Annotated in this window: 22 protein-coding genes; 18 read left to right on the top strand and 4 right to left on the bottom strand. The window is 43.7% G+C overall.

What is annotated here, in order from left to right:
- Positions 1-79 precede the first annotated feature (79 nt).
- Positions 80-484, bottom strand: coding sequence for a hypothetical protein (locus tag HHK01_RS12600; protein ID WP_170008102.1), 405 nt, complete (start codon positions 482-484; stop codon positions 80-82).
- Between the two features lie 193 nt (positions 485-677).
- Between HHK01_RS12600 and HHK01_RS12595 the strand changes: the two genes are divergently transcribed.
- The 5 genes from HHK01_RS12595 (at position 678) to HHK01_RS12575 (ending at position 6,496) form a co-directional block, all read left to right on the top strand.
- The gene (locus tag HHK01_RS12595; RefSeq protein WP_170008101.1) at positions 678-1,580 is read left to right on the top strand and encodes a DUF1002 domain-containing protein; all 903 of its coding nucleotides are present in this window, start codon (positions 678-680) and stop codon (positions 1,578-1,580) included.
- A gap of 80 nt (positions 1,581-1,660) precedes the next feature.
- On the top strand, positions 1,661-2,713 hold the full coding sequence (locus tag HHK01_RS12590; RefSeq protein ID WP_170008100.1) for an NAD(P)H-dependent flavin oxidoreductase: 1,053 nt from the start codon (positions 1,661-1,663) through the stop codon (positions 2,711-2,713).
- Between the two features lie 881 nt (positions 2,714-3,594).
- The gene (locus HHK01_RS12585) at positions 3,595-4,644 is read left to right on the top strand and encodes a FecCD family ABC transporter permease (RefSeq protein WP_170008099.1); all 1,050 of its coding nucleotides are present in this window, start codon (positions 3,595-3,597) and stop codon (positions 4,642-4,644) included.
- Positions 4,641-5,645, top strand: a complete 1,005-nt coding sequence (locus HHK01_RS12580; RefSeq protein ID WP_170008098.1) for a FecCD family ABC transporter permease — start codon at positions 4,641-4,643, stop codon at positions 5,643-5,645. The genes HHK01_RS12585 and HHK01_RS12580 overlap by 4 nt, the downstream gene beginning before the upstream one ends.
- Positions 5,646-5,662: 17 nt before the next feature.
- Positions 5,663-6,496, top strand: coding sequence for an ABC transporter ATP-binding protein (locus HHK01_RS12575; RefSeq protein ID WP_170008789.1), 834 nt, complete (start codon positions 5,663-5,665; stop codon positions 6,494-6,496).
- A gap of 247 nt (positions 6,497-6,743) precedes the next feature.
- On the opposite strand, the gene HHK01_RS12570 is transcribed toward HHK01_RS12575, so the two are convergent.
- Both HHK01_RS12570 and HHK01_RS12565 read right to left on the bottom strand, forming a co-directional pair.
- Positions 6,744-7,952, bottom strand: coding sequence for a GerAB/ArcD/ProY family transporter (locus HHK01_RS12570; protein ID WP_170008097.1), 1,209 nt, complete (start codon positions 7,950-7,952; stop codon positions 6,744-6,746).
- A gap of 13 nt (positions 7,953-7,965) precedes the next feature.
- Entirely contained in the window at positions 7,966-9,513 is a 1,548-nt protein-coding gene (locus HHK01_RS12565; RefSeq protein WP_170008096.1) for a spore germination protein, read from the bottom strand.
- Positions 9,514-9,837: 324 nt separating this feature from the next.
- On the opposite strand from HHK01_RS12565, the gene HHK01_RS12560 reads away from it, so the two are divergent.
- The 4 genes from HHK01_RS12560 (at position 9,838) to HHK01_RS12545 (ending at position 12,861) form a co-directional block, all read left to right on the top strand.
- The gene (locus tag HHK01_RS12560) at positions 9,838-10,677 is read left to right on the top strand and encodes an ABC transporter ATP-binding protein (protein ID WP_170008095.1); all 840 of its coding nucleotides are present in this window, start codon (positions 9,838-9,840) and stop codon (positions 10,675-10,677) included.
- On the top strand, positions 10,655-11,443 hold the full coding sequence (locus HHK01_RS12555; RefSeq protein ID WP_170008094.1) for an IucA/IucC family C-terminal-domain containing protein: 789 nt from the start codon (positions 10,655-10,657) through the stop codon (positions 11,441-11,443). Before HHK01_RS12560 ends, HHK01_RS12555 begins: the two co-directional genes overlap by 23 nt.
- Positions 11,424-11,669: a DUF2573 family protein gene (locus HHK01_RS12550; protein ID WP_170008093.1), complete on the top strand. Its 246-nt coding sequence runs from the start codon at positions 11,424-11,426 to the stop codon at positions 11,667-11,669. Before HHK01_RS12555 ends, HHK01_RS12550 begins: the two co-directional genes overlap by 20 nt.
- Positions 11,670-11,943: 274 nt before the next feature.
- Complete coding sequence (locus tag HHK01_RS12545; protein ID WP_170008092.1) at positions 11,944-12,861, top strand: proline dehydrogenase family protein; 918 nt, start codon at positions 11,944-11,946, stop codon at positions 12,859-12,861.
- A 308-nt stretch (positions 12,862-13,169) separates the two neighbouring features.
- On the opposite strand, the gene HHK01_RS12540 is transcribed toward HHK01_RS12545, so the two are convergent.
- A complete protein-coding gene (locus HHK01_RS12540) occupies positions 13,170-13,307 on the bottom strand; it encodes a YuzL family protein (RefSeq protein ID WP_170008091.1) in 138 nt (45 codons plus the stop codon).
- Positions 13,308-13,653: 346 nt separating this feature from the next.
- On the opposite strand from HHK01_RS12540, the gene HHK01_RS12535 reads away from it, so the two are divergent.
- The 9 genes from HHK01_RS12535 (at position 13,654) to HHK01_RS12495 (ending at position 23,038) form a co-directional block, all read left to right on the top strand.
- On the top strand, positions 13,654-16,035 hold the full coding sequence (locus HHK01_RS12535; RefSeq protein ID WP_170008090.1) for a 3-hydroxyacyl-CoA dehydrogenase/enoyl-CoA hydratase family protein: 2,382 nt from the start codon (positions 13,654-13,656) through the stop codon (positions 16,033-16,035).
- 170 nt (positions 16,036-16,205) lie between these two features.
- Positions 16,206-17,384: an acetyl-CoA C-acetyltransferase gene (locus tag HHK01_RS12530; protein WP_170008089.1), complete on the top strand. Its 1,179-nt coding sequence runs from the start codon at positions 16,206-16,208 to the stop codon at positions 17,382-17,384.
- Positions 17,385-17,414: 30 nt separating this feature from the next.
- Positions 17,415-19,199 carry an acyl-CoA dehydrogenase family protein gene (locus HHK01_RS12525; RefSeq protein WP_170008088.1) on the top strand — a complete coding sequence of 595 codons (1,785 nt, stop codon included), beginning with the start codon at positions 17,415-17,417 and terminating at the stop codon, positions 19,197-19,199.
- A 121-nt stretch (positions 19,200-19,320) separates the two neighbouring features.
- The gene (locus HHK01_RS12520; RefSeq protein ID WP_170008087.1) at positions 19,321-19,677 is read left to right on the top strand and encodes an arsenate reductase family protein; all 357 of its coding nucleotides are present in this window, start codon (positions 19,321-19,323) and stop codon (positions 19,675-19,677) included.
- 86 nt (positions 19,678-19,763) lie between these two features.
- Complete coding sequence (gene gcvH, locus HHK01_RS12515; protein WP_170008086.1) at positions 19,764-20,150, top strand: glycine cleavage system protein GcvH; 387 nt, start codon at positions 19,764-19,766, stop codon at positions 20,148-20,150.
- 163 nt (positions 20,151-20,313) lie between these two features.
- Positions 20,314-20,553 (top strand): YusG family protein, encoded by a 240-nt coding sequence (locus HHK01_RS12510; protein ID WP_170008085.1) that lies wholly within the window; start codon positions 20,314-20,316, stop codon positions 20,551-20,553.
- A gap of 182 nt (positions 20,554-20,735) precedes the next feature.
- The gene (locus HHK01_RS12505) at positions 20,736-21,047 is read left to right on the top strand and encodes a thioredoxin family protein (RefSeq protein WP_170008084.1); all 312 of its coding nucleotides are present in this window, start codon (positions 20,736-20,738) and stop codon (positions 21,045-21,047) included.
- 156 nt (positions 21,048-21,203) lie between these two features.
- A complete protein-coding gene (locus tag HHK01_RS12500; protein WP_170008083.1) occupies positions 21,204-22,217 on the top strand; it encodes an ABC transporter substrate-binding protein in 1,014 nt (337 codons plus the stop codon).
- Positions 22,218-22,228: 11 nt separating this feature from the next.
- The gene (locus HHK01_RS12495) at positions 22,229-23,038 is read left to right on the top strand and encodes an ABC transporter permease (protein WP_170008082.1); all 810 of its coding nucleotides are present in this window, start codon (positions 22,229-22,231) and stop codon (positions 23,036-23,038) included.

Here is a 23,038-nt window from a genome sequence, read left to right as displayed (position 1 = left end):
AGGACAACGGCATTGGCCATGTCCTCTCTTGAATAGGGTAATTATATTTGTGTAGAACTTTCTGATGATGTAAGAAGAATTACCGCGAAGCCACTTGTTTTTGAAGTTTGCGTATATCCATTTGCTGAATGCCGACAGTTTCGTACAGAAAGTCGGTATTTTCTTTTATAGCTGCGACGTCTTTTTCAAGCTTTTCAATTCTAGCCCCTTGTTTCTTTTGTTCCGCTTTGATTTCTTTCACATCTTTTTGGAGTTCAGACACATCTTCTTTAAGACTAGATACATCTTCTTTAAGACCAGACACATCTTCTTTAAGACTAGATACATCTTCTTTAAGACCAGACACATCTTCTTTAAGACTAGACACATCTTTCTTAAGACCAGACACATCTTCTTTAAGACCAGACACATCTTCTGCAAGACCAGTTACTTTTCCTGATAGTTCCATGACGGCTTGTAGAATCTGCTCATTTGTAGCTCCCATTTGATTCACCTCCTGTTCCATGAAAATAGTATACCATGCACAAAGCGACAAAACTAGACAAAATAAGGACTGTTTTAGGGAAAAAGTCCTACTCGACGGACACAGCTAGCACAGTTTTGTCGAAAAGTATTAGGGGACGTATTGCACAATCACAGTATAATAAAGTGGACTACCTTGAAAAGGAGTTGGGCATATGTATAAGTTGGTTGTGAGTATGATGGTAGGCGTGCTTTTGAGCTTCTCTATAGGATCTGTAGCTGGGGCTGACAGTAGCCCAGGAGATGTAATTTTAATTCTTGGAGAAGATTTAAATGAGGCAGAAAAAGCAACTGTGATGGATACATTAGCACCACCTGAAAATGCACTAGAAATAGTCGTAACAAATGAGGAAGAGCATCAGTACCTTGGTGAATATATTTCGGCTGCGCAAATCGGAACACGTGCCTTATCTTCAGCAATGGTAACGATCGGTGAACCTGACAGTGGTGTGCAAGTGGAGACGTCGAACATTAATTGGGTAACTGAGGATATGTATACGAACGCTCTCGTAACAGCGGGTGTGAAGGACGCAGAAATTCAAATCACTGCACCGTTTGAAGTTTCAGGCACAGCTGCACTTACCGGTTTAATCAAAGCATATGAAGCGTCAACGGATGAGGTTATATCTGAAGAGCAAAAGCAAGTGGCAAACGAGGAAATGGTCAAAACAGCAAACTTAGCTGAGCTTATCGGCGCAGAGAAAGCGAACTCCTTCATTACGGCAATGAAAGAAGAAATTGCGAACAATAAGCCTGAAACCGAAGAGGAAATGCGTCAGTTAATGCAAGAGGTAGCAGATAGACTCGGTATACAGCTTCCGGAGAATATGATGAACGACCTTGTGCAACTGTTTATGAACCTCTCTCAGCTCAATATCGACTGGGGAGCATTTCAAGACCAGTTGACTGAAGCGAAGGACACGTTCAATGAGTTCATTAACTCGGAAGAAGGACAAGGATTTTTTCAAGCAGTAAAAGATTTCTTCACGGCTCTTTGGGATGCAATTATGAACATCTTTAGCTATTTCAGTAACCGAGAAGAAGCACCAGCTAACTAAAAAGGAGTGACTTGTGGGGGATCTTCAAGTCGCTTTTTTATATTGTGTGATAAAGTTTCCAATAAGAAGGAGGGATCGGGATGAAGCGAACGAAAACACCAGAAACGTTTCAATGGGTGCAAGCTCCGATGGCCGGGGGAACGACTTCCACAGATTTAGTTGTCGCTGTTTGTGAAGCGGGGGGCATTGGATGGATGGGTTCGGGTTACCAAACTCCAGAGGCGATACGTACTCAGGCGAAGGAAGTGGCTTCAAACACAAGTGGGAAGTTCGGGATTAACTTGTTTGTACCTGAGAAGCGTAATGAGGAAGTTGAAGAGGCGCGAAAAAGTCTACAGTCTTTGTATGAAAGAGCTGAGTTGGCACAACCCAATCTGACCTCTTTTGAAAACGAATATTTTCAGTTTCACGGCAAGGTGAAAGCCATTTGTGAATCGAGTGCGACGTATATCGGTTTTACGTTCGGAATTCCTAGTAACGAAATTTTGCAGCAGTGTCGGCAAGCTGGCAAAGTCATCGTCGGGACGGCAACGAATGAAATAGAAGCTCAGCATTGGCTTCAGTCAGGCTGTGAAGTTCTTGTGTTACAAGGAAAGGAAGCGGGCGGTCATCGAGGCAGTCACGACCCAAACGCCTCCCCAAATTATGCAGCTACGACAAATGCCCTCTTACAAATGATTCGTCCGTTGACCGATCTTCATTTATACGTCGCGGGTGGGATCATGTCTGGAAAAGACGCAGCCATGTTCTATGAACTAGGAGCAGACGGTGTACAAATTGGCACGGCCTTTCTACAAGCAATGGAAAGTGGACTTCATCCAACTGCCAAAGGGGCGCTAGCAAAAAGAAATAAGAAAACCACATGGACAAAGGCATTCTCTGGTCGGTGGGCAAGAGGTTTGCAAAATGAATTTATGGAGAAGTATAAGAACCATCCGCATGCAGCGTATCCACTTCAACACGAGCTAACCGTTCCCATCCGAAAATGGGCGAAGCAAACAGGAAATGCGGAGTGGGATGCAGTATGGGCAGGAGAAGGATATGAGCGTGGTGAAGTGTCTACTGCTAGTATGCTGCTACAGAAGTGGCAGAAGGAATTTCACGATAGGACTAACCGAGCTTATGCAGAGTAAGTTGAAAAATACATTTATAAAAGGGTGCGTCAAGGACAAATAGCAGTCTTGCGCTTTGGTCATAGTAGCCATAAAACGAAAGAACAAATTCAAGCAGAGGTTCATTGGGGAGGAATGCTCAGACTCGGGGAGGAATGCTCAGACTCAGGGGGGAAAGCTCAGACTCAGGGGAGAATGCTCAGACTCGGGGAGGAATGCTCAGACTTGGGGGGGGAATGCTCAGACTTGGGGAGGAATGCTCAGACTCAGGGGGGAATGCTCAGACTCGGGGAGGAATGCTCAGACTTGGGGGGGGATGCTCAGACTTGGGGAGGAATGCTCAGACTTGGGGGGGAATGCTCAGACTCGGGGAGGAATGCTCAGACTCAGGGAGGAATGCTCAGACTCAGGGGGGAATGCTCAGACTCGGGGAGGAATGCTCAGACTTGGGGAGGAATGCTCAGACTTGGGGGGGGGATGCTCAGACTTGGGGAGGAATGCTCAGACTCAGGGAGGAATGCTCAGACTCGGGGAGGAATGCTCAGACTCGGGGAGGAATGCTCAGACTCGGGGAGGAATGCTCAGACTCAGGGAGGAATGCTCAGACTCAGGGGGGAAAGCTCAGACTCAGGGGGGAATGCTCAGACTTGGGGGGGAATGCTCAGACTTGGGGAGGAATGCTCAGACTTGATCGAATACAACACTGTTCGTGAGTCATGATAGACGATGAAATTCACAGTACTGTGCTAGACTGAAATCGATTATTGATTGATACGCTTTTATCCCGTATACTTTTCAACGAGAATGTTTTTCATTATCATCGAATATATCAAAAGAAGTTAGAACTCGACTGGGTTTAGAGGGGCAAGGTCGTTCGTGAACTTCTAAGAAGAAGGGTCACTATGGAACAAGATTTACAAAGCGAACAAACTCAAAAGAAGAAGGTTCCAAAAAATCGAGTCATTGTAGCAAGTGTTGTTCTTCTAGTGGGAACAGTCGCTTTGCTATTTAGCCTGGCAGCTTCCATATCGTACGGTGCAGCAGATATTGATTTAAAAACAGTATGGGAGGCTGTATTTTTCTTTGATGCTTCTCTCACTGAACATAATATTATTCAAGAATTACGGTTGCCTCGTGCACTTACCGCTGCTTTAGTCGGTGCTTTTTTAGCTGTAAGTGGAGCGATTATGCAAGGTATGACGAAGAATCCACTTGCTTCGCCTTCAATTATGGGGGTTATGGACGGAGCTGCTTTCTCGTTGGCGCTTGTATTTGCGTTCTACCCAGCGGCGAGTTTCGTGCAAATGATGGGTTTCTCTTTCGTAGGGGCTGCGTTTGGTGCGATGCTTGTGTTTGGAGTTGCTATGATGGCCAAGGGTGGCATGAGCCCAGTGAAGCTAGCGTTAGCTGGAACCGCCGTGGGTGCCTTGTTAAGTTCCTTTTCTTCAGGAATCTCTATTTACTTTCAAACAGCGCAAGATTTAAGCTTTTGGTTTGCGGGTGGCGTATCGGGTGCACAGTGGACAGGGGTCGGGTGGATAACTCCTGTCGCGGTCATTGGAATTCTAGGGGCAATCGCGATCTCAAGGTCGATTACACTATTGAGCCTAGGAGAAGAAGTAGCAACAGGTTTAGGGCAAAATAACACATGGGTGAAAGTATGGGGGGTTCTGCTCGTTCTTCTCATGACAGGAGCGGCTGTATCTGTCGCGGGTTCAGTTGGTTTTGTAGGTCTTGTCGTTCCGCACATCGCAAGATTTCTAGTCGGGGTAGACTATCGAACGATTATTCCTTGTAGTGCGATTTTGGGAGCCTTATTGTTAGTGTTAGCGGACATTGGCTCACGGATGGTCAATCCACCGTTTGAAACTCCAATTGGTGCGATCACAGCCATGATTGGGGTTCCTTTCTTCCTTTACTTAGCCCGCCGTGAAGGGGGGTCTCGAGTATGAGAAAGAACCCCGGTTGGTTTTTCGTTACGGTGTTGATTGTTATTGTCGCGACGTTCTTTCTAAGCTTAAATTTAGGCGTTATTCGAATTACACCGATCGAGGTAATGCAAGTTTTTTTAGGTCAAGGTACGGATCAACAAGCGCTCGTTCTCTATGAGTTTAGGCTACCACGTATGGTGCTCGCTCTATTGATCGGAGCGGGGATTGCAGTTAGTGGAGCTGTACTACAAGGACTTTCTAATAATGAATTAGCTGATCCGGGAATATTGGGGATTAATGCAGGTGCAGGCCTTGCCATCGTTTTGTTCATTTATTTTATTGGTGATTCTACTGCTACCCTTAGTACTCTATCTACTTTTATTATGCCCATTTTTGCCTTTTTAGGTGCTTTAGTCGCAGCCATTCTTATTTATGTATTGGCATGGAAAAAAGGGATAAATGCGATTCGGCTTATTCTTGTCGGGATTGGGGTCAACGCTGGTTTCGGGGCGGGACTTATTATTTTTCAATTGAAAATGGATCCACAAGACTTTATGCAAGCAACTATCTGGTTATCTGGTAGTATTTGGGGAACGAATTGGATGCAAGTGTTGGCTATCTTACCGTGGATTTTATTATTAATTCCATTTGTGACGTACCGAGCTAGGTTTTTAAATGCACTGCAATTAGGGGATTCAATGTCTAAAGGCTTAGGGGTATCTGTAGAGAGGCAACGACTTATCTTTTTGCTCATTAGCACCTCGTTAGCTGGGGCGAGTGTGGCGGTGGGGGGAGGTATTGCTTTTCTCGGGTTAGTTGCCCCACATTTAGCTCGCCGATTAATTGGACCGAAGCATCAGCTGTTGTTACCTGCTTCTGCCCTCGTAGGCGCTCTTTTGTTACTCGTCGCTGACATGCTAGCAAGGAATTTACTGGCACCATCCGAAATTCCAGTCGGGATTGTCGTATCTGCCATCGGGGCTCCGTACTTCTTATACTTATTAATGAAGAGTAAATCATAATGAAAAGGGTGGAGAGCATGGGAATCATTACAACAGAAGAGTTGCGAATTGGCTACGGTGATCAAACGATTGTAGACAACTTGTCGGTCTCTATACCAAGAGGGAAAATCACTAGTATAATCGGCGCCAATGGATGTGGGAAATCTACATTATTGAAATCCATGGCTCGCATCCTTTCACCAAAGTCAGGTACGGTATTTTTAGACGGAAAAGCCGTTCAAAAGCAATCTACAAGGGCGATTGCAAAAAAGATGGCCGTGCTTCCTCAATCCCCAGAGGCACCAGAAGGGTTGACGGTACGAGAACTCGTTTCCTATGGGCGATTTCCACATCAGCGTGGCTTCGGAAAACTGAATGATAAGGATCGAGATATGATCGATTGGGCGTTATCTGTTACAGGCATGTCGGAGTTTGCTGATCGACCAGTGGATGCCATGTCTGGTGGACAGCGGCAACGGGTTTGGATTGCGATGGCGTTAGCACAGGAAACCGAGGTACTTATTTTAGATGAACCGACGACGTATCTTGATCTGTGCCACCAGCTGGAAGTACTGAAGCTTCTAGAACAACTAAATGGTGTAGAGGGCCGGACGATTCTTATGGTCATTCACGACATCAATCAAGCTGCTCGCTTTTCTGACCATATTGTCGCCTTGAAACAAGGAGCCATTGTAAAAGAAGGGACTCCTGAGCAAGTGGTGACAAAGGACGTACTTCGTGAAGTGTTTGATATTCATGCAGAAATTGTGTACGAACCGAAAACGGGGAAGCCAGTGTGTTTAACCTATGACTTGTTAGAAGCGAGTGGCGGTACTACTAATACGCTTCAAAAGAACAAACAACACGCGTAAAGAGCTTATCAATGGGTGTATCATTCCCTCAAAGTTTCATGCTCAAAGCGTGGAAGCTTCCATCTTAGGTCCGTGTTAGATAAGTGCTTCTGTAGCCGAATACAAATGATCATCACAAAAATTGAAATGACATCGTGTCAATGAAAAGCACCCGTATACAGGTGCTTTTTTGTTTCAAAGAGTAGAATACATACACTCCACCTAAACTTCTTTCTACAAAAGGCGTTTTGTACTTAAAGAACAGAACCTAATTTGAAGGTGAAGTTGTGACAGGTGGGCTATTTTGTTGAGAAGAATCGTTTTGGTCATCTGATGAAGAAGCAGCATCTCTAGAATTAGATTCAGTGCCGCTCGATTCCTTCTTAGGCTTATCCAGTTTTCTTACTTTCCGCATGATGAGCAGTAAAATTAATAACAAAGGAAAGTAGCCGTAATTCAGGGCAAATCCAACTTTGCCTGTTATGTCATTCAGCATATTGATTTGTTGTCGCGTTTCAAATAAAGGAAGGCTAGCGACACAAATTGCAGCAAAAAGTAACACCCCTTTCCGTTGCTTCAATCCGTAGGAACGTTTTAAAATTCTGCTACCACACCAAAGGGCGATACATACGTTTGGTAGAATAATCAAATTCCAGTTTGCAATTCCGATAAACTCAAATCGTTCTACAAACGGCATTTTAACAATCTTCCAAGTGGAAAGCGTGGCCCATATAGTTCGCGAAAGTTGTTCCTCTGTAAAGAAAGTAAACGTCGCAATGGCGGCGATTGTGTAAAATAATGTGGTCATAAACACGCCTAAGTGCGCCCACTTCTGTGAGTGTTTTCCGTTTTTAATCATTGGATAGATCATCAGAATAATTTCATATCCAAGGAATGTTAAAGACATGGCAAATGATGCAGACAATAGCTCTTTAAACGAGTGATCAAACAGGGGCAGCAAGTTTCGGTACTCGGCATAAGGCACTGTAAAACCAAACATAAGTGCTAAATAACTTGGTAAAACGGTTCCGAAAAAGGAGACTCCTGCGACGGTCCGGATTCCCCCATTGACGATGTACACTACGAGAAGTAGAAAGAAGATGGAAAACCAAAAGGTGCTCAGTTCGTGGAACATCCATACTTGAACAACTTCTAAATATGTACGTAAAATCGTAACGACAATGAGACAATAGTAGCCCGTATACACTGTGCTCAACAAATTTCCAATCCACTTTCCGAATACAATTTGGTGTGCACTTACGAGGTCACCGTCACTTTTTTGGACGATCTTATAAAAAATATAAACGATAATATGTATGGAAGCTCCAGCGGCTATGATCGAAATCCACGAGTCATAGCCAGCTTCTATTGAGATCACACGTTGAAATCCAAGCACTCCAACGCCTATCTGCATAGAGGTAATTAAGTAAAAAACGAGAAACGGCGACACTTGACGCGTTTCTGGTACCTTCATCATCGTGACATCTCCTCTACTCATCGATGTCTTTGTATTTTTTGCTCGAACTTGTTGACTTACCACTGAACCTATCTTTTGAAGGAGGCCGCAAATTGCTTGGACGCATGCGTAATTTATCAAAAGGTAATCGAATGATGGAATCTTTTAAATCCGTGAACCGTGGTGGGTAAATTGGTTCTAAAAATGGTCTGCCAAGTGACGTAAGCCGCAATAGGTGTGCCATGAAGAAACAAAAACAAAACACGATGCCAAGTAATCCCCAAAATTGAGCAAATAGTAAAAATGGAAACCGAATAAGACGGATCGTATTACCAATTTTGTAAACAGGAGTTGTGAAGGATGCTAAGGCGGCCAGTGCGACGATAATGAGCAATACGTTACTCGTCAGTCCGGCTTCTACAGAAGCGGTCCCAATCACAATCCCTCCTACGATACCGATCGTCTGACCGACCTTGGTCGGCAAGCGTGCTCCAGCTTCCCGTAACAACTCTATAGCCATTTCAAGAAATATTGCTTCTAGAATCGGTGGAAGTGGGATTTCCTGCCGTGAGCTGACGAGTGTGCTCAGCAAGTCTCGAGGGATCATTTCGTAGTGATAGGTGAGTGCTGCTACATAAATAGGCGTTACCAGTACCGAAAAAGCCACGGCAAAGAGCCGAACAATACGAAAGAACGAAGAAATGATCCAGTTTAAGAAATAGTCTTCAAACGTACTAAAAAACTCCGTAAATGTTGTTGGACCAATGAGTGCATGCGGGGAACCGTTCACTAGAATGACAACTTTCCCTTCAGACAGAGTAGAAGCAACACGATCTGGTCTTTCTGTATCAAGTAACTGTGGAAAAGGAGAGTTTTTATTGTCTGAAATGAGTTGCTCGACAAAGGAGCTGTCAGGGATCGTATCAAAACGGACATCTTCGAGTCGTTGCATCACCGTGTTCACGTTTTCTTCATTTGCGATTCCGTCAATGTACAATATACATGTGCGTGATTTAGACAATGAGCCAAGCGTTTTTTCCTTGATCACGAGCTTCTTTGTAGGCAGTCGTCTCCGTATTAAATGGATGTTGTATTCAATCGCTTCTGAAAAGGCTTCTTTTGGACCAATGACGCTAAATTCAACCTCTGGCGGAGCAATTTTCCGCGCGATTAACTGCGCTGCTTTAAGAAACGCAATTCTGTCGGGATCGCCCTTTAACGTCATGGCAACGTATCCTTGAAATATCCGTTCCTCTAATTCCTCTTGTTTTGTCGTGAGCAATACATCGGTATCAGGGACTAATTTAATAAGATCATCGAGACTTTCAAGAGGTTGTGACAACAACTTTGGAAGAACAAGTTCGCCAACGGTTTGATTATCTACGAGTGATTCGAGAAATTGGAATTGGAACCATTTCCCTGTAGGACCGTTGACAAAAGTCGTTTGTTTAAAGTCACTAGATTCGAAAAGTAAGCCGTCCTCTTGTTGAACCCGCTGTTCGTCAGATGGTGGCTGCTTTAACTTTTCATCCTTTTTCTTATGTTCATCGAGCTTTTTCTCCCACTTTTTCCAGAGGTTCATCGTCTCACCACTTTTCCATACGGATCGTCTTATCGTTAGTGTGTCATATTCGGAAGAAATTATAGAAGGTAAGGAAAATTTGGCCTAAAGTGATAGTCGAAGATGAGGTCTTTGTGTCTATTTTCCCTTTTGGTCGCTTTGTTCTAAGTGCCGTGTGATGTTTAAAGGACCAAGCGGGACAGGAAATAACGTTATGCCCCTTTGTAATTAAAAATGATTTTCATTGACAGTGAGAGGTGTTTTCATTTAGGCTGGTAGTAGTGAAATTGAACGGTTTTTGATTGGTATGTCGAGGGAGTCTTTTTTGAGGAAGGAGCAAAGTGTATGTTTCAGACGATTGAAGCAAGGTCTTTAACGTTAGGGTATGGGGAAACGACGATTATTGATGAGTTGGAGTTAGCGGTTCCTAAGGGAGAAATTAGTGTATTGATTGGCGGAAACGGATGTGGCAAGTCGACGTTACTCCGTTCAATTGCTCGCCTATTAAAGCCGAGGAGTGGTTCTGTACTACTGGAAGGGGAAGCGATCGCAAAGCTCTCTACAAAAGAAATTGCGAGAAAAATGTCTATTCTTCCTCAATCTCCTACAGCTCCTGAAGGTCTTACCGTGTATCAACTTGTGAAACAAGGGCGGACACCACATCAATCTTGGTTGAAGCAGTGGTCCAAACAGGATGAAGAGAAAGTATCGGAAGCACTTGTTTCAACGGGAATGGAAGAATTCAAAGATCGTCCTGTTGATTCTTTATCTGGAGGGCAGCGTCAGCGGGCGTGGATCGCTATGACACTTGCTCAAGATACGGATATTATCTTACTAGACGAACCGACAACCTATCTAGATATGACACATCAAATTGAAATTTTAGATTTGTTATTCGAGTTGAATGAACGAGAGCAACGAACGATTGTCATGGTATTACATGATCTGAACTTAGCGTGCCGTTATGCTCATAATTTGATCGCGTTGAAAGATAAAGAGATCTATGCACAAGGCAAACCAGAGCAAGTCATTACATGCCAAATGGTACGCGACGTATTTGAAATGGATTGTCAAGTAACGGCAGATCCGCTGTTTGGCACCCCACTTTGCATCCCGTATGGTCGGGGACGATGCTTGTTGCAAAAGGCAGGAATGATGAAAAATGCACAGCCTCAAGCGAAATAAATATGCTTTAGATTTGTTAGAGTCATTGCAGTTTTCTGTAGACAGTAAGTTGGTAACGACGATCTCTTCCGCTGATCTACTTGATTCAAAAACTGCAGCACTTTTTTTAGAAAGCATTCAGCCTAAGTTGTTTTCGCCTACACCCCTTAAGACTGCTTCGCTTTTTGTGAAGCGGTATGCGTTTGTGGCGGTTATTGCCCATGCCAGTTATTCCTTTGCTCACGTGCCTCTGTCTACGCGGTTGATTGACTGGAAAATAGTTGAGCAGAGAGATAGTGACTCAAATGATTACTGGGCGCCTAAATTTACTCTGCATAATGAAAGCCGTATTTTAGCTAGTCGTAAAGAGGTTCAACCAATGGAATACTTTGCGGATTTATACCATGATCATTATCGCCCTATCGTTGAACAACTTTTTTCCTTGACTAAAGTGCCGAAAGTCTCGCTATGGGAGACCGTTTATAGTTATTTGTCTTGGCTATATGAGTCATTAAAAGACAAGGCGCTGGATCAACATGTTGTTCAGCAGGACTTTGAAGCGCTTCTGCAGTTACCTGGAGAGGTATTCGGAATGCGAAAAAACCCCTTTTTAACCTCTTACCAACAAACTCCTGTCCTAGTGGGCGAATATCTTGTGAAACCTAGAAAAACGTGTTGTTTTTATCACGAAAGCTCACTTAAAAAGGGAGAGGGCGAAGTGTTTTGTGGTACGTGCCCGCATCGCTGTCGGAAGGAAGGGAAGCCTCTTGAACAAACAAACGTTTGATGAAGCATTTCAATCCCTACTTGCAAAGTATACAGAGTTGTTACTTGATCAAGAAGGGGAAGACTGGGTGGAGGATGTCTCGTATTGGGCGTTGTATACGCATGTTGCCAAATCGATGCCAGCTCTTGCAAAACATTGGAACAGCCAATATCCTGAAGCGAAAGAAATGATGAAAGAAATTAGTTTGCGTGTCAAAAAAGCTCACGAAGAAAAACAGATGACATAAAGACAGTACGTGTAACCCGTATGACCTAGGGTGCACGTACTGTTATTTATTTTGAAGTGATTCGTTGGAACTTACCAGATTAGGTAGAAATCAGTCGTACACATGCTATGTTACCCTATAGAATAGGTAGTGAATTTGCACTAAGGAAATTTGTCGAAGTAACACGAAAAATATATTCACACAGCATTTATAATGATAGAATAAGAGTATATTGTGATCGTTTTACTTTGTGTACTTGTATGCGTTTACATTCCTTTTGAAGGGGGATTCAGGCATGGAACAGCTCATGCGTAACTTCTTTCTCTTTCTATCGAAAAACAAACCAATGACCAAAATGGCAAAAAAATATGGGTTGCGATTTGGTGCCGGGCGTTTTGTTGCAGGAGAAAAGATTGAGCAAGCGGTCGACGTCATTCGGGAACTAAATAAACAAGGACTTGTCGTTACGATCGACTACCTAGGCGAATTTGTAGATAATGAGTCGGAAGCTAATGAGATGGCAGCCCATTGTATTGAGGCGATCCGTGCGATTGGAGAAAATGGACTATATTCGCAATGTTCATTAAAATTAACTTCCATGGGATTAGATCTATCGGAAGATCTCTGTTTAAGAAACATGCGCCGTATTTTAAATGAAGCGGAGAAACAAAACGTTTTTGTCACGATTGATATGGAAGATTTCTCTCGTTGCGAAAAAACGCTACGCATCTTTAAACAGCTCAAGAGCGAAACAGATCAGATTGGAACTGTACTGCAGTCGTATTTATATCGTACACAGGATGACTTGGATGAGTTGAATGCATACTCACCGAACCTGCGCTTAGTTAAAGGTGCCTACAAAGAGTCACCGAAAGTAGCATTTGCTGAAAAGAAAGACGTAGATGAAAATCTAAAAAAAATGATTGCCACACATTTGAAAAACGGTAACTATACAGCGGTTGCTTCACACGATGATGCGATGATTGAGTTTACAAAGTCATTCGTAGAGAAAGAGGGAATTTCTCGTGATCAGTTAGAATTTCAAATGTTGTACGGGATCCGTACAGAGCGACAGTTGGAGTTAGTGAAAGAAGGCTATAAGGTGCGCGTTTATGTTCCGTATGGTACGGATTGGTATGGTTATTTCATGCGCAGATTAGCAGAACGGCCAGCAAACGTAGCTTTTGTTATGAAGGGTATGGTCAAAAAGTAAAGCTGTTTTCTAAAAGATTGTTGCTTTATTAATGAAAACTCATTACACAGTAGCTTCCAACAGCTTTCTTAAGCTGTGGAGCTACTTCTTACTAAAATGGGTAAGGACAGTATGTACTGTCTTTGCCCATTTTATTTTTTTGTGGATAAGGGGCGGAGCTACGCAGAATCCTAAAATCAGGATAATGGTCCTATTAAAGAACAACTTCGGATACTTAATCCCTAAATTATTTGGGTCTCCGCTCGCACCGCCTTGATCACAACTAGACTGCTTTGAGCTTAGTTTCCATGAATGGTTGAATGCTCAGCTCATGAATGTTTTTTGTATTGCTGGTTTTGACTATTTCGTTTTCCGTCTTCAGTGTACTCGTGAGGCGGACCTGCGTTCCCTTTCACGCTTGCGGCACTAACACCTTTTTTGGACGGATTCCGTTCCACTTTCGCCATAATCTCACCTCCTAACATTAGGTAATGTCCCCGATTATTGAAAAACTATCAAACCTCGCAACGTAACCGATCGACGGAAATAAGAGTGAATTTAAGCGAGGAATAGCGGTTACTCCCTCTTCTAATCATTAAAGATTTTTTGTCCTCATAAAAATGCTTGCATCCATTCTGAAAATTTACTATATTGGTAACAGGAAATGAATGAGTATTCATTCAAAAATAAAAAGGTAAATTCACAGTTTAAAAGAGCAAAGAACAGTGTCCTAGTAACAGTATGTAAGCAATACGATAGTAAAAAGGGTATTCAGTGAAACACCAAGTGGGACAAAGGGAGGGCTTTTAGTTTATGCAAATTAACAAAGCTGCTGTGATCGGGTCTGGTGTGATGGGATCTGGAATCGCAGCTCATTTAGCAAACGCAGGAATTGAAACGGTGCTACTCGATATAGTACCCCGCGAAGTAACGGCAGAAGAAGCAGCCAAAGGGCTTACTCTTCAAGACAACGTTGTTCGAAATCGCATGGCTCAACAAAGTTTGCAGCGTGCGTTGAAACAAAAACCGGCGCCGTTTACTTCAAGGGAAAATGTATCACGAATTGAGGTTGGAAATCTTGAGGACGATCTAGAAAAACTCCGTACATGTGACTGGATTATCGAGGTGGTTGTAGAGAAGATAGATGTTAAACGCCAAGTATATGAGCAAGTGGAGGCTTATCGAAAGCCTGGAGCCATCGTCAGCTCCAACACATCTGGGATTTCAATAGAGGCTATGGCAGAAGGAAGAAGCGAAGAGTTTCAAAGTCATTTTCTTGGCACACACTTCTTTAATCCTCCAAGATATTTGAAGTTACTTGAAATCATTCCGACTGAGAAGACTGACGCTCGTGTGTTGGAGTTTATGAAAGAGTTTAGTGAAGACGTCCTCGGTAAAGGCGTGGTCGTAGCGAAGGATACGCCGAACTTTATTGCGAACAGAATCGGGACTTACGGTTTACTAGTTACCGTTCGAGAAATGTTGAATCAAGGATTGTCAGTCGGGGAAGTGGATTCTTTAACGGGCCCGCTGATCGGTCGCCCAAAGAGTGCTACATTCAGAACACTGGATGTCGTCGGACTCGATACATTTTTGCACGTTGCGAAAAACGTATACGACCAAACAGAGGGGGCCGAACAGAGCGTATTCGACGTTCCGCAGTTTCTTCATACGATGCATGAAAAAGGTTGGCTCGGTGCGAAAACAGGAAAAGGTTTTTACGAGAAAACGAAAGAGGGTATTTTAGAGCTTGACCCTGAGACGCTCACTTACGGGGAGCGGAGAAAGTTAAAAAGCACATCTGTTGAACTTGCCAAGCAAGAAAAGGGACTAAACAGAAAATTGAAAGCGCTTTTGTATGCTGAAGATAGAGCAGGAACTTTTCTGTGGAGCACACTTTCTCCGATTTTACTGTATTCAGCACAATTGCTTGGAGAAATTGCTGACAGTATCGAGGATATTGATAACGCCATGAAATGGGGCTTTGGCTATGAGGTGGGCCCGTTTGAACTTTGGGATGCTATCGGTGTGAAACGAGCGGCTGAACGCTTACAAAGTGAAGGGCACGAGCTTCCTACGTGGGTGACAGAGTTTTTGGCAGAAGGACGGACTTCCTTTTATGTAGAGGAAAATAATGAGCGTGCTGTCTATACAGTGGGTCAAGGGTATCAGCCAGTTGTACAGAACGAAAAAGTAATTGATCTTCGCGCGTGGAAAGCAAAGAACGGTGTGATTAAGAAAAATAGTGGTGCGAGTCTTATAGATTTAGAGGACGGGATTGCCCTGCTAGAATTCCATTCACCGAATAACGCAATTGGGCTAGATATCGTTCAAATGATCAACTTTGCTGTCGATGAAGTAGAGGCAAATTACAAAGGGCTAGTGATTGGAAATCAAGGAAAGAACTTCTGTGTTGGGGCGAACCTTGCGCTCATCTTAATGGAAGCTCAAGATGATAACGAATTTGAAATTGACTTTGTCGTGAAGAATTTCCAACAAGCGATGATGAGATTGAAATATTGCAACAAGCCTGTCGTCGCAGCACCGTTCGGCATGACGCTTGGTGGTGGAACGGAGGTTTGTTTGCCAGCTGATCACATTCAAGCGTCCAGTGAAACGTATATGGGACTGGTGGAGGTGGGCGTTGGACTTATCCCAGGAGGTGGTGGAAACAAGGAATTGTACTTACGTCATTTGAATGCGATTCCAAAGGGAGTCGATTATGACCTTCAACAAGTGGCAAATAAAGTGTTTGAGACCATTGCCATGGCAAAAGTGTCTACGTCAGCTCAAGAGGCACAAGAGCGTAACTTCCTAGTGAAGGCTGATGCCATTAGTATGAACGGGGATCACCTTTTGTATGATGCTAAACAAGCGGCACTCCGTTTATATGAGCAGGGCTACCGCGCACCTGTAAAAAGAAAAGTGCCTGTGGTTGGAGAAACGGGCTATGCCATGTTGCTACTTGGGGCGCAAACAATGCTCCGTTCTGGATTCATTTCAGAGCATGACCTAGAGATTGCGAAAAAACTCGCCTTTGTCATAGCGGGTGGTCTCGTACCATATGGAACAGAAGTCGATGAGGAATATTTACTTAAGCTAGAGCGCGAAGCATTCTTGTCTTTAGTGAAACAACCAAAATCACAAATGCGAATGCAGCACATGCTGGTGAAGGGTAAACCTCTACGCAATTAACTAGAAAAGCGGAAGCGGCTTGGTCAGGGTAACCCGCTCATCTCGGCTCCGTAGAGAAAGTTGTTCTTTCACTTTCACGGAGGGGACGAAATGACGCGCGGTGCCCTAGCTGCTGAAGCTGGACAAAGAATACACATGTTTATTACACGAACCAAGGGAGGAGATACATCATGCGAGAAGCAGTCATTGTAAGCGGTGCAAGAACCGCCATTGGAAAAGCGAAAAAGGGAATGTTAGCACACGTACGTCCCGATGATTTAGGAGCTGCCGTAGTAAAAGAATCACTGCGTCGTGCAGGCGGATATGATGGAAATATTGACGATTTAATTATTGGATGTGCGATGCCTGAAGCAGAACAAGGGATGAATATGGCTCGGAATATTGGAGGGTTAGCTGGCATCCCGACTCACGTGCCAGCTATTACGATTAACCGTTATTGTTCTTCAGGTCTACAAGCCATTTCGTATGGGGCTGAGCGGATTATGCTAGGTCATGCCGACACGGTTATAGCTGGGGGAGCAGAATCTATGAGTCTTGTTCCGATGATGGGGCATGTAGTCCGACCCAATCGTAAATTGGCTGAAAAGGCACCAGAGTATTATATGAGCATGGGCCATACTGCTGAAGAAGTGGCGCAGAAGTATGGAGTGTCAAGAGAAGATCAGGATGCTTTTGCTGTAAGAAGTCATCAAAAAGCGGCAGCAGCAATTGAAGCAGGCAAATTTAATGGCGAAATTGTTCCATATGAAGTTACAAAACGAACCATCCAACATGATTACGCCGTGCAAGAAGAGCGTTTCTTATTCGGAACAGATGAAGGGGTACGACCCGAATCTTCTGTAGAAACATTAGCGAAGTTACGCCCTGCTTTCTCGATAAAAGGGACGGTGACAGCTGGTAACTCATCGCAAACGAGTGACGGAGCCGCTGCTGTATTACTCATGGATAGAGAAAAGGCCGATGCAGAGGGACTAAAGCCGATTGCTCGTTTCCGTTCATTTGCTGTAGCAGGGGTGGCTCCTGAAGTAATGGGTATTGGTCCTGTAGAGGCAGTTCCGAAAGCGTTGAAGCTTGCTGGTCTGAGTTTAGAGGATATCGGGCTAATTGAATTGAACGAAGCGTTCGCATCCCAGTCGATTCAAGTTATTCGAGCGCTGGGGCTAGACGAGGAAAAAGTCAATGTAAATGGAGGGGCCATCGCTCTCGGACATCCACTTGGCTGTACAGGGGCAAAGCTGTCCTTGACGTTGCTACATGAAATGAAAAGACGCAACGAGCAATTTGGACTCGTGACGATGTGTATCGGTGGCGGTATGGGTGCTGCCGGTGTATTTGAACTCTTAGCTTAATAAATGAAAAAGAAATGGGGATGAGAGACCATGGCAGAGCAAACAAAAACCTTTATTCGTGGTGGAAGCTTTTTATTAGAGGATGTAGAACCAGAACGGGTGTTTACGCCTGAGGACTATACAGATGAGCAACGTATGATTGCGAAAACGACAGCTGATTTTGTGGAAAACGAAGTGTTACCACAAGTCGAGCACTTGGAGAACCATGAATTTGATCGTTCAGTGAAATTGCTTAAACAGGCAGGAGAACTCGGATTACTAGGAGCTGACGTACCTGAAGAATACGGTGGACTTGGGTTAGATAAAGTGTCCTCAGCGCTAATTGCTGAAAAAATGTCTGTAGCAGGTGGCTTTTCGATCACACACGGTGCACACGTGGGGATTGGCTCTTTGCCCATCGTATTGTTCGGTACAGAGGAACAAAAGCAGCGCTATTTACCAGCGCTGGCAACCGGTGGGAAAATTGCAGCGTATGCCTTAACGGAACCAGGTTCAGGGTCTGATGCACTTGGTGCCAAAACGGTTGCAAAGCTTTCAGAAGATGGCACACACTACGTGTTAAACGGTGAAAAGCAATGGATTACGAACGCAGGTTTTGCAGACGTATTTGTCGTGTACGCAAAAATTGATGGGGAAAAATTCACTGCATTCATTGTCGAACGTGACTTTGCAGGCGTATCAACAGGACCTGAAGAAAAGAAAATGGGGATTAAAAGCTCATCTACCCGTACACTCATTTTCGAAGATGCGAAGGTTCCGGCAGATAACGTGCTCGGTGAAATCGGTAAAGGCCACCTTATCGCCTTTAACATTTTGAACATTGGTCGTTATAAGCTTGGTGTAGGAGCAGTAGGAGGCACTAAACGTGCTTATGAGCTAGCCGTTCAATATACGAAGGAACGGAAACAGTTCCAAACACCAATTGCAGCGTTCAACTTAACGAAAGAGAAGCTCGCCACGATGGCAGCAAAACTATACGCAACAGAAAGCTCTGTGTATCGAACTGTAGGCCTGTTTGAGGATCGAATGAGTGTACTTTCTAACGAGCAAATAAAAGATGGAAAAGAAGTGGCGAAATCAATCGCTGAGTATGCCATCGAGTGCTCGTTAAACAAAGTGTTTGCCTCAGAAACCCTTGATTATGTAGTAGACGAAGCCGTTCAGCTTCATGGTGGATACGGGTTCATGAGCGAATACGAAATTGAGCGTGCTTACCGCGACTCCCGTATTAATCGTATCTTTGAAGGAACAAATGAGATCAATCGCTTACTCGTGCCAGGTACTTACGTTCGTAAAGCAATGAAGGGCGAACTACCTCTCTTCCAAAAAGCACAAAGTCTTCAGGAAGAATTAATGATGATGATGCCAGAAGAACCGGGAGAAGAAACGCTCGCACAAGAGACTTACCTCATCCGCAATGCAAAGAAAATCGCGCTCATGATTGCTGGCCTAGCTGCTCAACGCTACGGTACAGCTCTTGAGAAGGAACAGGAAGTTTTAGTGAATATTGCGGATATCGTTTCAAACATTTACGCAATGGAATCAGCCCTTTTACGTACGAAAAAGGCGATTACAAAAGACGGAGAAGCGAAGCATGCACAGAAAATCCGTTACACGCAACTCTTTGTTCAAGAAGCCTTTACAGCAATTGAGCAAGATGCAAAAGAATCTCTTGTCGCGATTGAAAAAGGCGATACGTTGCGTATGATGCTTTCTGCTCTACGGAAGCTCACGCGCTATACGCCAATTAACGTAGTAGCATTGAAGCGTGAGGCGGCGGACGTTTGTATTGAGGCGAATCGGTTCGCATTGTAGACGATAGAGAGGGTGGAGACCTGAATTAGGTCTTCACTTTTCGCATGTTGCTTCGTGTTTTTATGTGCTGTATGCTACACTCTAAAAAGTTGGCATATTTTTAAGTAGGAAGGGGATCCAAATGGCATTAACGTTTTATGGCTATCCAAACTGTGGAACGTGTAAAAAAGCCACAAAATGGTTAGACGAGCACAATGTTTCCTATAGCTATGTACATATTGTAGAGGAGCCCCCAACAAAACAAAACATAAAACAACTTGTTGAAAAAAGCGGGTTTCCAGCAAAAAAATTTTTTAACACAAGCGGAAAAAAATATCGAGAGCTTGGCTTAAAAGACAAAGTAGTAGCGGTCTCTGATGAGGAACTGTTTGAAATCCTTGCTTCTGATGGTATGCTGATTAAAAGACCGATCGTAACTGATGGTAAAAAGGTTACAGTTGGATTTAAAGAAGCAGACTTTGCAAATACTTGGAGCTAAGCATAAGTAATTCTTGTTGCGAATCTACCACTACTTTCGGTATGATGACACTGACTTAGAAACGATGATGATGGAGGGATTTGGACATGTCAAACACACCTAGTGAATTGCGTTATTCTGAAGAACATGAATGGGTTAAGGACGAGGGCGACACAGTTCGCATCGGGATTACTCATTTTGCACAATCTGAATTAGGAGATATCGTATTCGTAGAGCTACCTGAAGTGGGGGACGAAATTAAAGCGGACCAGCCTTTTGGAAGCGTAGAATCGGTGAAAACCGTTTCAGAATTGTATGCACCGATCAGCGGAAAAGTCGTTGAAGTAAATGATGATTTAGACGACAGCCCAGAGTTCGTCAACGAATCTCCTTACGAAAAAGCGTGGATGGTCGTCGTTGAACCGGCTGACAAATCAGAGATTGAGAACCTTATGGACGCAGATGCTTACATAAGCATGACTAACGAAGACTAATATAAAATAAAGTAGGATCGTCACTCGTGACGATACCTGCTTTATTTTTGTGCAAAGGATCCAATCTAAAATAGTGTTAAATCAAAGTTTCCATTTTTTTCCGTACTCATATAAAATACGTCGGACAAACTACTCTTAAAACCAATTTAGGAGGAACTTGATTATGACACTAGAACCAAAACGTGTTGACGTAACCGATCGGGTTGTCGGTCGCTTAAAGGGGGAAAATATTGAGCTTTACTTAGATAACCAACGAATTGGTACGATGTCATTACCGAAAGGAACTCAGGTTCAGATGGAGCCACGTTTTTCAGCAGTTAATCAGAAAGTGTTTGAACAATATATGTCGGCAGATAACCCAGAAGGTCGTTACACTGATTGTGATGAAGGCGGCTGGTGCTAGAGAAGGGCTACGTGCAGGAAGATCATTATGAACGTTGGGGTCCTTTCTATAGAGAGACAATGGGTGAAGCTGAAGAAGAGAAAGTCATCATCGTAGAAGGCAGCTCATAAAAGAAAAGTACAAACAGTATTAAATGAACTTGCGACTCATGCGTATTACGTAGACAAGAGGATGAGCGACTAGTGATTTCATTATCGAAAGACAATTATACAGAACCCTTTGGCAAGAATGAAAAGCAACTTCTTTACTTATATACACCGATGTGTGGTACGTGTCAGATCGCTTCTACAATGCTTCGTGTCGTTGAACAGATGACCTCGCTGCCTGTCTACCAACTAGATTTGAATTATGTACCTGACCTAGCGGAAACGTACGGTGTGGAAAGTGTTCCTTGCTTGTTAAGCTTGGAAGGGGGGCAAGTGAAATACAAACGGTACGCTTTTGATACAGTACCAACTTTATTAGAAGAGATACGAACGTTTGAACAAAAATAAACTTTTACGGACGCTTACAACTTTGTGAGTGTTATTTTTTTTGGAACAAACTGTTTTTTCCTTCTTGAGTAAATACCTTTGACGAGAATGTGACAGGCGAATATAATAAACCCATCCGTTTACTAGGAATTATATCATTAAGGGGGAAATTTGCGTATGAAACGCTTATTTTTATTAATTATACTATCCGTAGTCAGTGTCGTGCTTGCTGCTTGTGGGAGTAATGAGGAAAATGCTTCAGGGGAAGGAACTGGAGAAAAAGTAAGAATTGGATATATTAACGTTATGGACGACGCACCTGCGATGGTAGCTGAGGACGCTGGGTACTATGAAGAAGAAGGGCTAGACGCAGAATTAGTTTTGTTTGATAGTGGAACAGACTTAATTAAAGCGATTGTTAATGGGGACCTTGATGCAGGAGTTCTTGGTGCTACAAACGCCGTTAGCTGGGCTGCTCAAGGTGCGGACTTGAAAATTGTCGGTGGAGCGCAAATGGGCTATCATTCCATACTTGTCAATGAAGATTCAGGGATCCAGTCAATTGAAGATTTAAAAGGAAAACGTTTGGCTACCCAGAAGCAGGGGAGTACTGCGGATATCGTGTTAAATGGCGTGACTCTGACAGATGCAGGCTTGACTCGAGATGATATCGAAATGACCTATGTGTCTCCTGCTGTAGCTGTACAATCCTTGCAAGCAGGTCGAGTAGACGCTGCATTCCTGTTTGAGCCGTACGATCGTCTTGCTCGTATTCAAGGTGGCGTCCGGGAACTTTACGAAATTGGTGCAGAATGGCCGTTTCCTTGCATGGTTGTCATTACTTCGGGGGATGCTGCCGATAATAACCGTGACGTGGTGAACAAAATACTAGATGCACAGTCAAAAGCGGTTGATTTGCTTGAAAATGATCCGGCACAAGCAGCTGAATTAATCACTTATCGTTTTACAGAGGAAGAATCGTATAGCACGCCAAACGGTGAAATGACAGCCGAAGAAGTCATTACAGAAGCCATCCAAGCACAAACGTTTGATGCAGGCCTCAACCAAGAGCAGATTGGTCAAATTCAAGCAGTAGCTGACTTAATGGTAGACCAAGATGTGTTAGAAGAGCCATTTGATGTAGAAAGCATTCTTGACTTAAGCTGGCAAGAAGAACAAAACAAGGAGTAGGAGGTCACAGAATGCAAGAGAATCGTAAGAAAGAGAGCTCTAGTCGCTCTCTTTCTTTTTTGAAAGGGAGTATTCCGTATATTGCTGCCGTAGCAAGTCTGTTCTTTATTTGGCAATTTGTCGCCTTGTTTTTAGAAGATTTTTTATTGCCGGATGTCCCAGAAGGTGTCGGCCGTTTTTTTGAAAACTTTCAAGATCCGGAATATATTAGTGCAGTGACAAGTAGCCTATATCGCCTGGCATGGGGATATCCGCTGGCGTGTTTACTTGGGGCTGTATTAGGATTGTTAGCTGGAGTATCAAAATCGTTTTCAATTTACTTACGCAGTGTGATTTCTATTTTGCAAGCGATTCCTCCTATTACATGGGTGCCATTTTTTGTAATTCTATTCGGTTTTGGAGACCTCCCCATCATTCTCGTGATTACAGTTGCGAGCTTCTTCCCGATGGCATTGTCAGTGTTAAATGCGACAGAAGGGGTTAGCCAGACTCACCTAGAGTTAGCCCGTGTTATGGGGGCTACAAAGGTGGATCTCATTCGTAAAGTATACGGTCCAGAAACGTTGCCCTCATTCCTATCGGGAGCACAAGTTGCATTTGGGAATGCTTGGCGTTCGCTCATCGCATCAGAAATGGTCGGTGGGGTCTCGTTAGGATTAGGGTGGAGTATTAGTTACGCAGGTGAGATTGCTGACATGGACGGGGTTTTAGCAAGTATTATGACAATCGGAATCATTGCCATTATATTGGATTACGCGGTTATAGGTGGTATTAAACGTAAGCTATTGAAATGGCGCTATGCAGGAAAGGGGACGGCGTGA

It is taken from the genome of Bacillus fonticola (assembly GCF_012955605.1).
Taxonomy (GTDB): Bacteria; Bacillota; Bacilli; order Bacillales; family JC228; genus Bacillus_CG; species Bacillus_CG fonticola.
This window is presented reverse-complemented; position numbering and strand designations above follow the sequence as displayed.

Excerpts from the sequence above, each read along its gene's own strand:
- HHK01_RS12495 (WP_170008082.1), top strand. The coding sequence starts at position 22,229 with ATGCAAGAGAATCGTAAGAAAGAGAGCTCTAGTCGCTCTCTTTCTTTT.
- HHK01_RS12600 (WP_170008102.1), bottom strand. The coding sequence starts at position 484 with ATGGGAGCTACAAATGAGCAGATTCTACAAGCCGTCATGGAACTATCA.
- HHK01_RS12595 (WP_170008101.1), top strand. The coding sequence starts at position 678 with ATGTATAAGTTGGTTGTGAGTATGATGGTAGGCGTGCTTTTGAGCTTC.
- HHK01_RS12520 (WP_170008087.1), top strand. The coding sequence starts at position 19,321 with ATGGCATTAACGTTTTATGGCTATCCAAACTGTGGAACGTGTAAAAAA.
- HHK01_RS12510 (WP_170008085.1), top strand. The coding sequence starts at position 20,314 with ATGACACTAGAACCAAAACGTGTTGACGTAACCGATCGGGTTGTCGGT.
- HHK01_RS12565 (WP_170008096.1), bottom strand. The coding sequence starts at position 9,513 with ATGAACCTCTGGAAAAAGTGGGAGAAAAAGCTCGATGAACATAAGAAA.
- HHK01_RS12560 (WP_170008095.1), top strand. The coding sequence starts at position 9,838 with ATGTTTCAGACGATTGAAGCAAGGTCTTTAACGTTAGGGTATGGGGAA.
- HHK01_RS12545 (WP_170008092.1), top strand. The coding sequence starts at position 11,944 with ATGGAACAGCTCATGCGTAACTTCTTTCTCTTTCTATCGAAAAACAAA.
- HHK01_RS12590 (WP_170008100.1), top strand. The coding sequence starts at position 1,661 with ATGAAGCGAACGAAAACACCAGAAACGTTTCAATGGGTGCAAGCTCCG.
- HHK01_RS12575 (WP_170008789.1), top strand. The coding sequence starts at position 5,663 with ATGGGAATCATTACAACAGAAGAGTTGCGAATTGGCTACGGTGATCAA.
- HHK01_RS12540 (WP_170008091.1), bottom strand. The coding sequence starts at position 13,307 with ATGGCGAAAGTGGAACGGAATCCGTCCAAAAAAGGTGTTAGTGCCGCA.
- HHK01_RS12580 (WP_170008098.1), top strand. The coding sequence starts at position 4,641 with ATGAGAAAGAACCCCGGTTGGTTTTTCGTTACGGTGTTGATTGTTATT.
- HHK01_RS12555 (WP_170008094.1), top strand. The coding sequence starts at position 10,655 with ATGCACAGCCTCAAGCGAAATAAATATGCTTTAGATTTGTTAGAGTCA.
- HHK01_RS12500 (WP_170008083.1), top strand. The coding sequence starts at position 21,204 with ATGAAACGCTTATTTTTATTAATTATACTATCCGTAGTCAGTGTCGTG.
- HHK01_RS12585 (WP_170008099.1), top strand. The coding sequence starts at position 3,595 with ATGGAACAAGATTTACAAAGCGAACAAACTCAAAAGAAGAAGGTTCCA.
- gcvH (WP_170008086.1), top strand. The coding sequence starts at position 19,764 with ATGTCAAACACACCTAGTGAATTGCGTTATTCTGAAGAACATGAATGG.
- HHK01_RS12535 (WP_170008090.1), top strand. The coding sequence starts at position 13,654 with ATGCAAATTAACAAAGCTGCTGTGATCGGGTCTGGTGTGATGGGATCT.
- HHK01_RS12525 (WP_170008088.1), top strand. The coding sequence starts at position 17,415 with ATGGCAGAGCAAACAAAAACCTTTATTCGTGGTGGAAGCTTTTTATTA.
- HHK01_RS12570 (WP_170008097.1), bottom strand. The coding sequence starts at position 7,952 with ATGATGAAGGTACCAGAAACGCGTCAAGTGTCGCCGTTTCTCGTTTTT.
- HHK01_RS12530 (WP_170008089.1), top strand. The coding sequence starts at position 16,206 with ATGCGAGAAGCAGTCATTGTAAGCGGTGCAAGAACCGCCATTGGAAAA.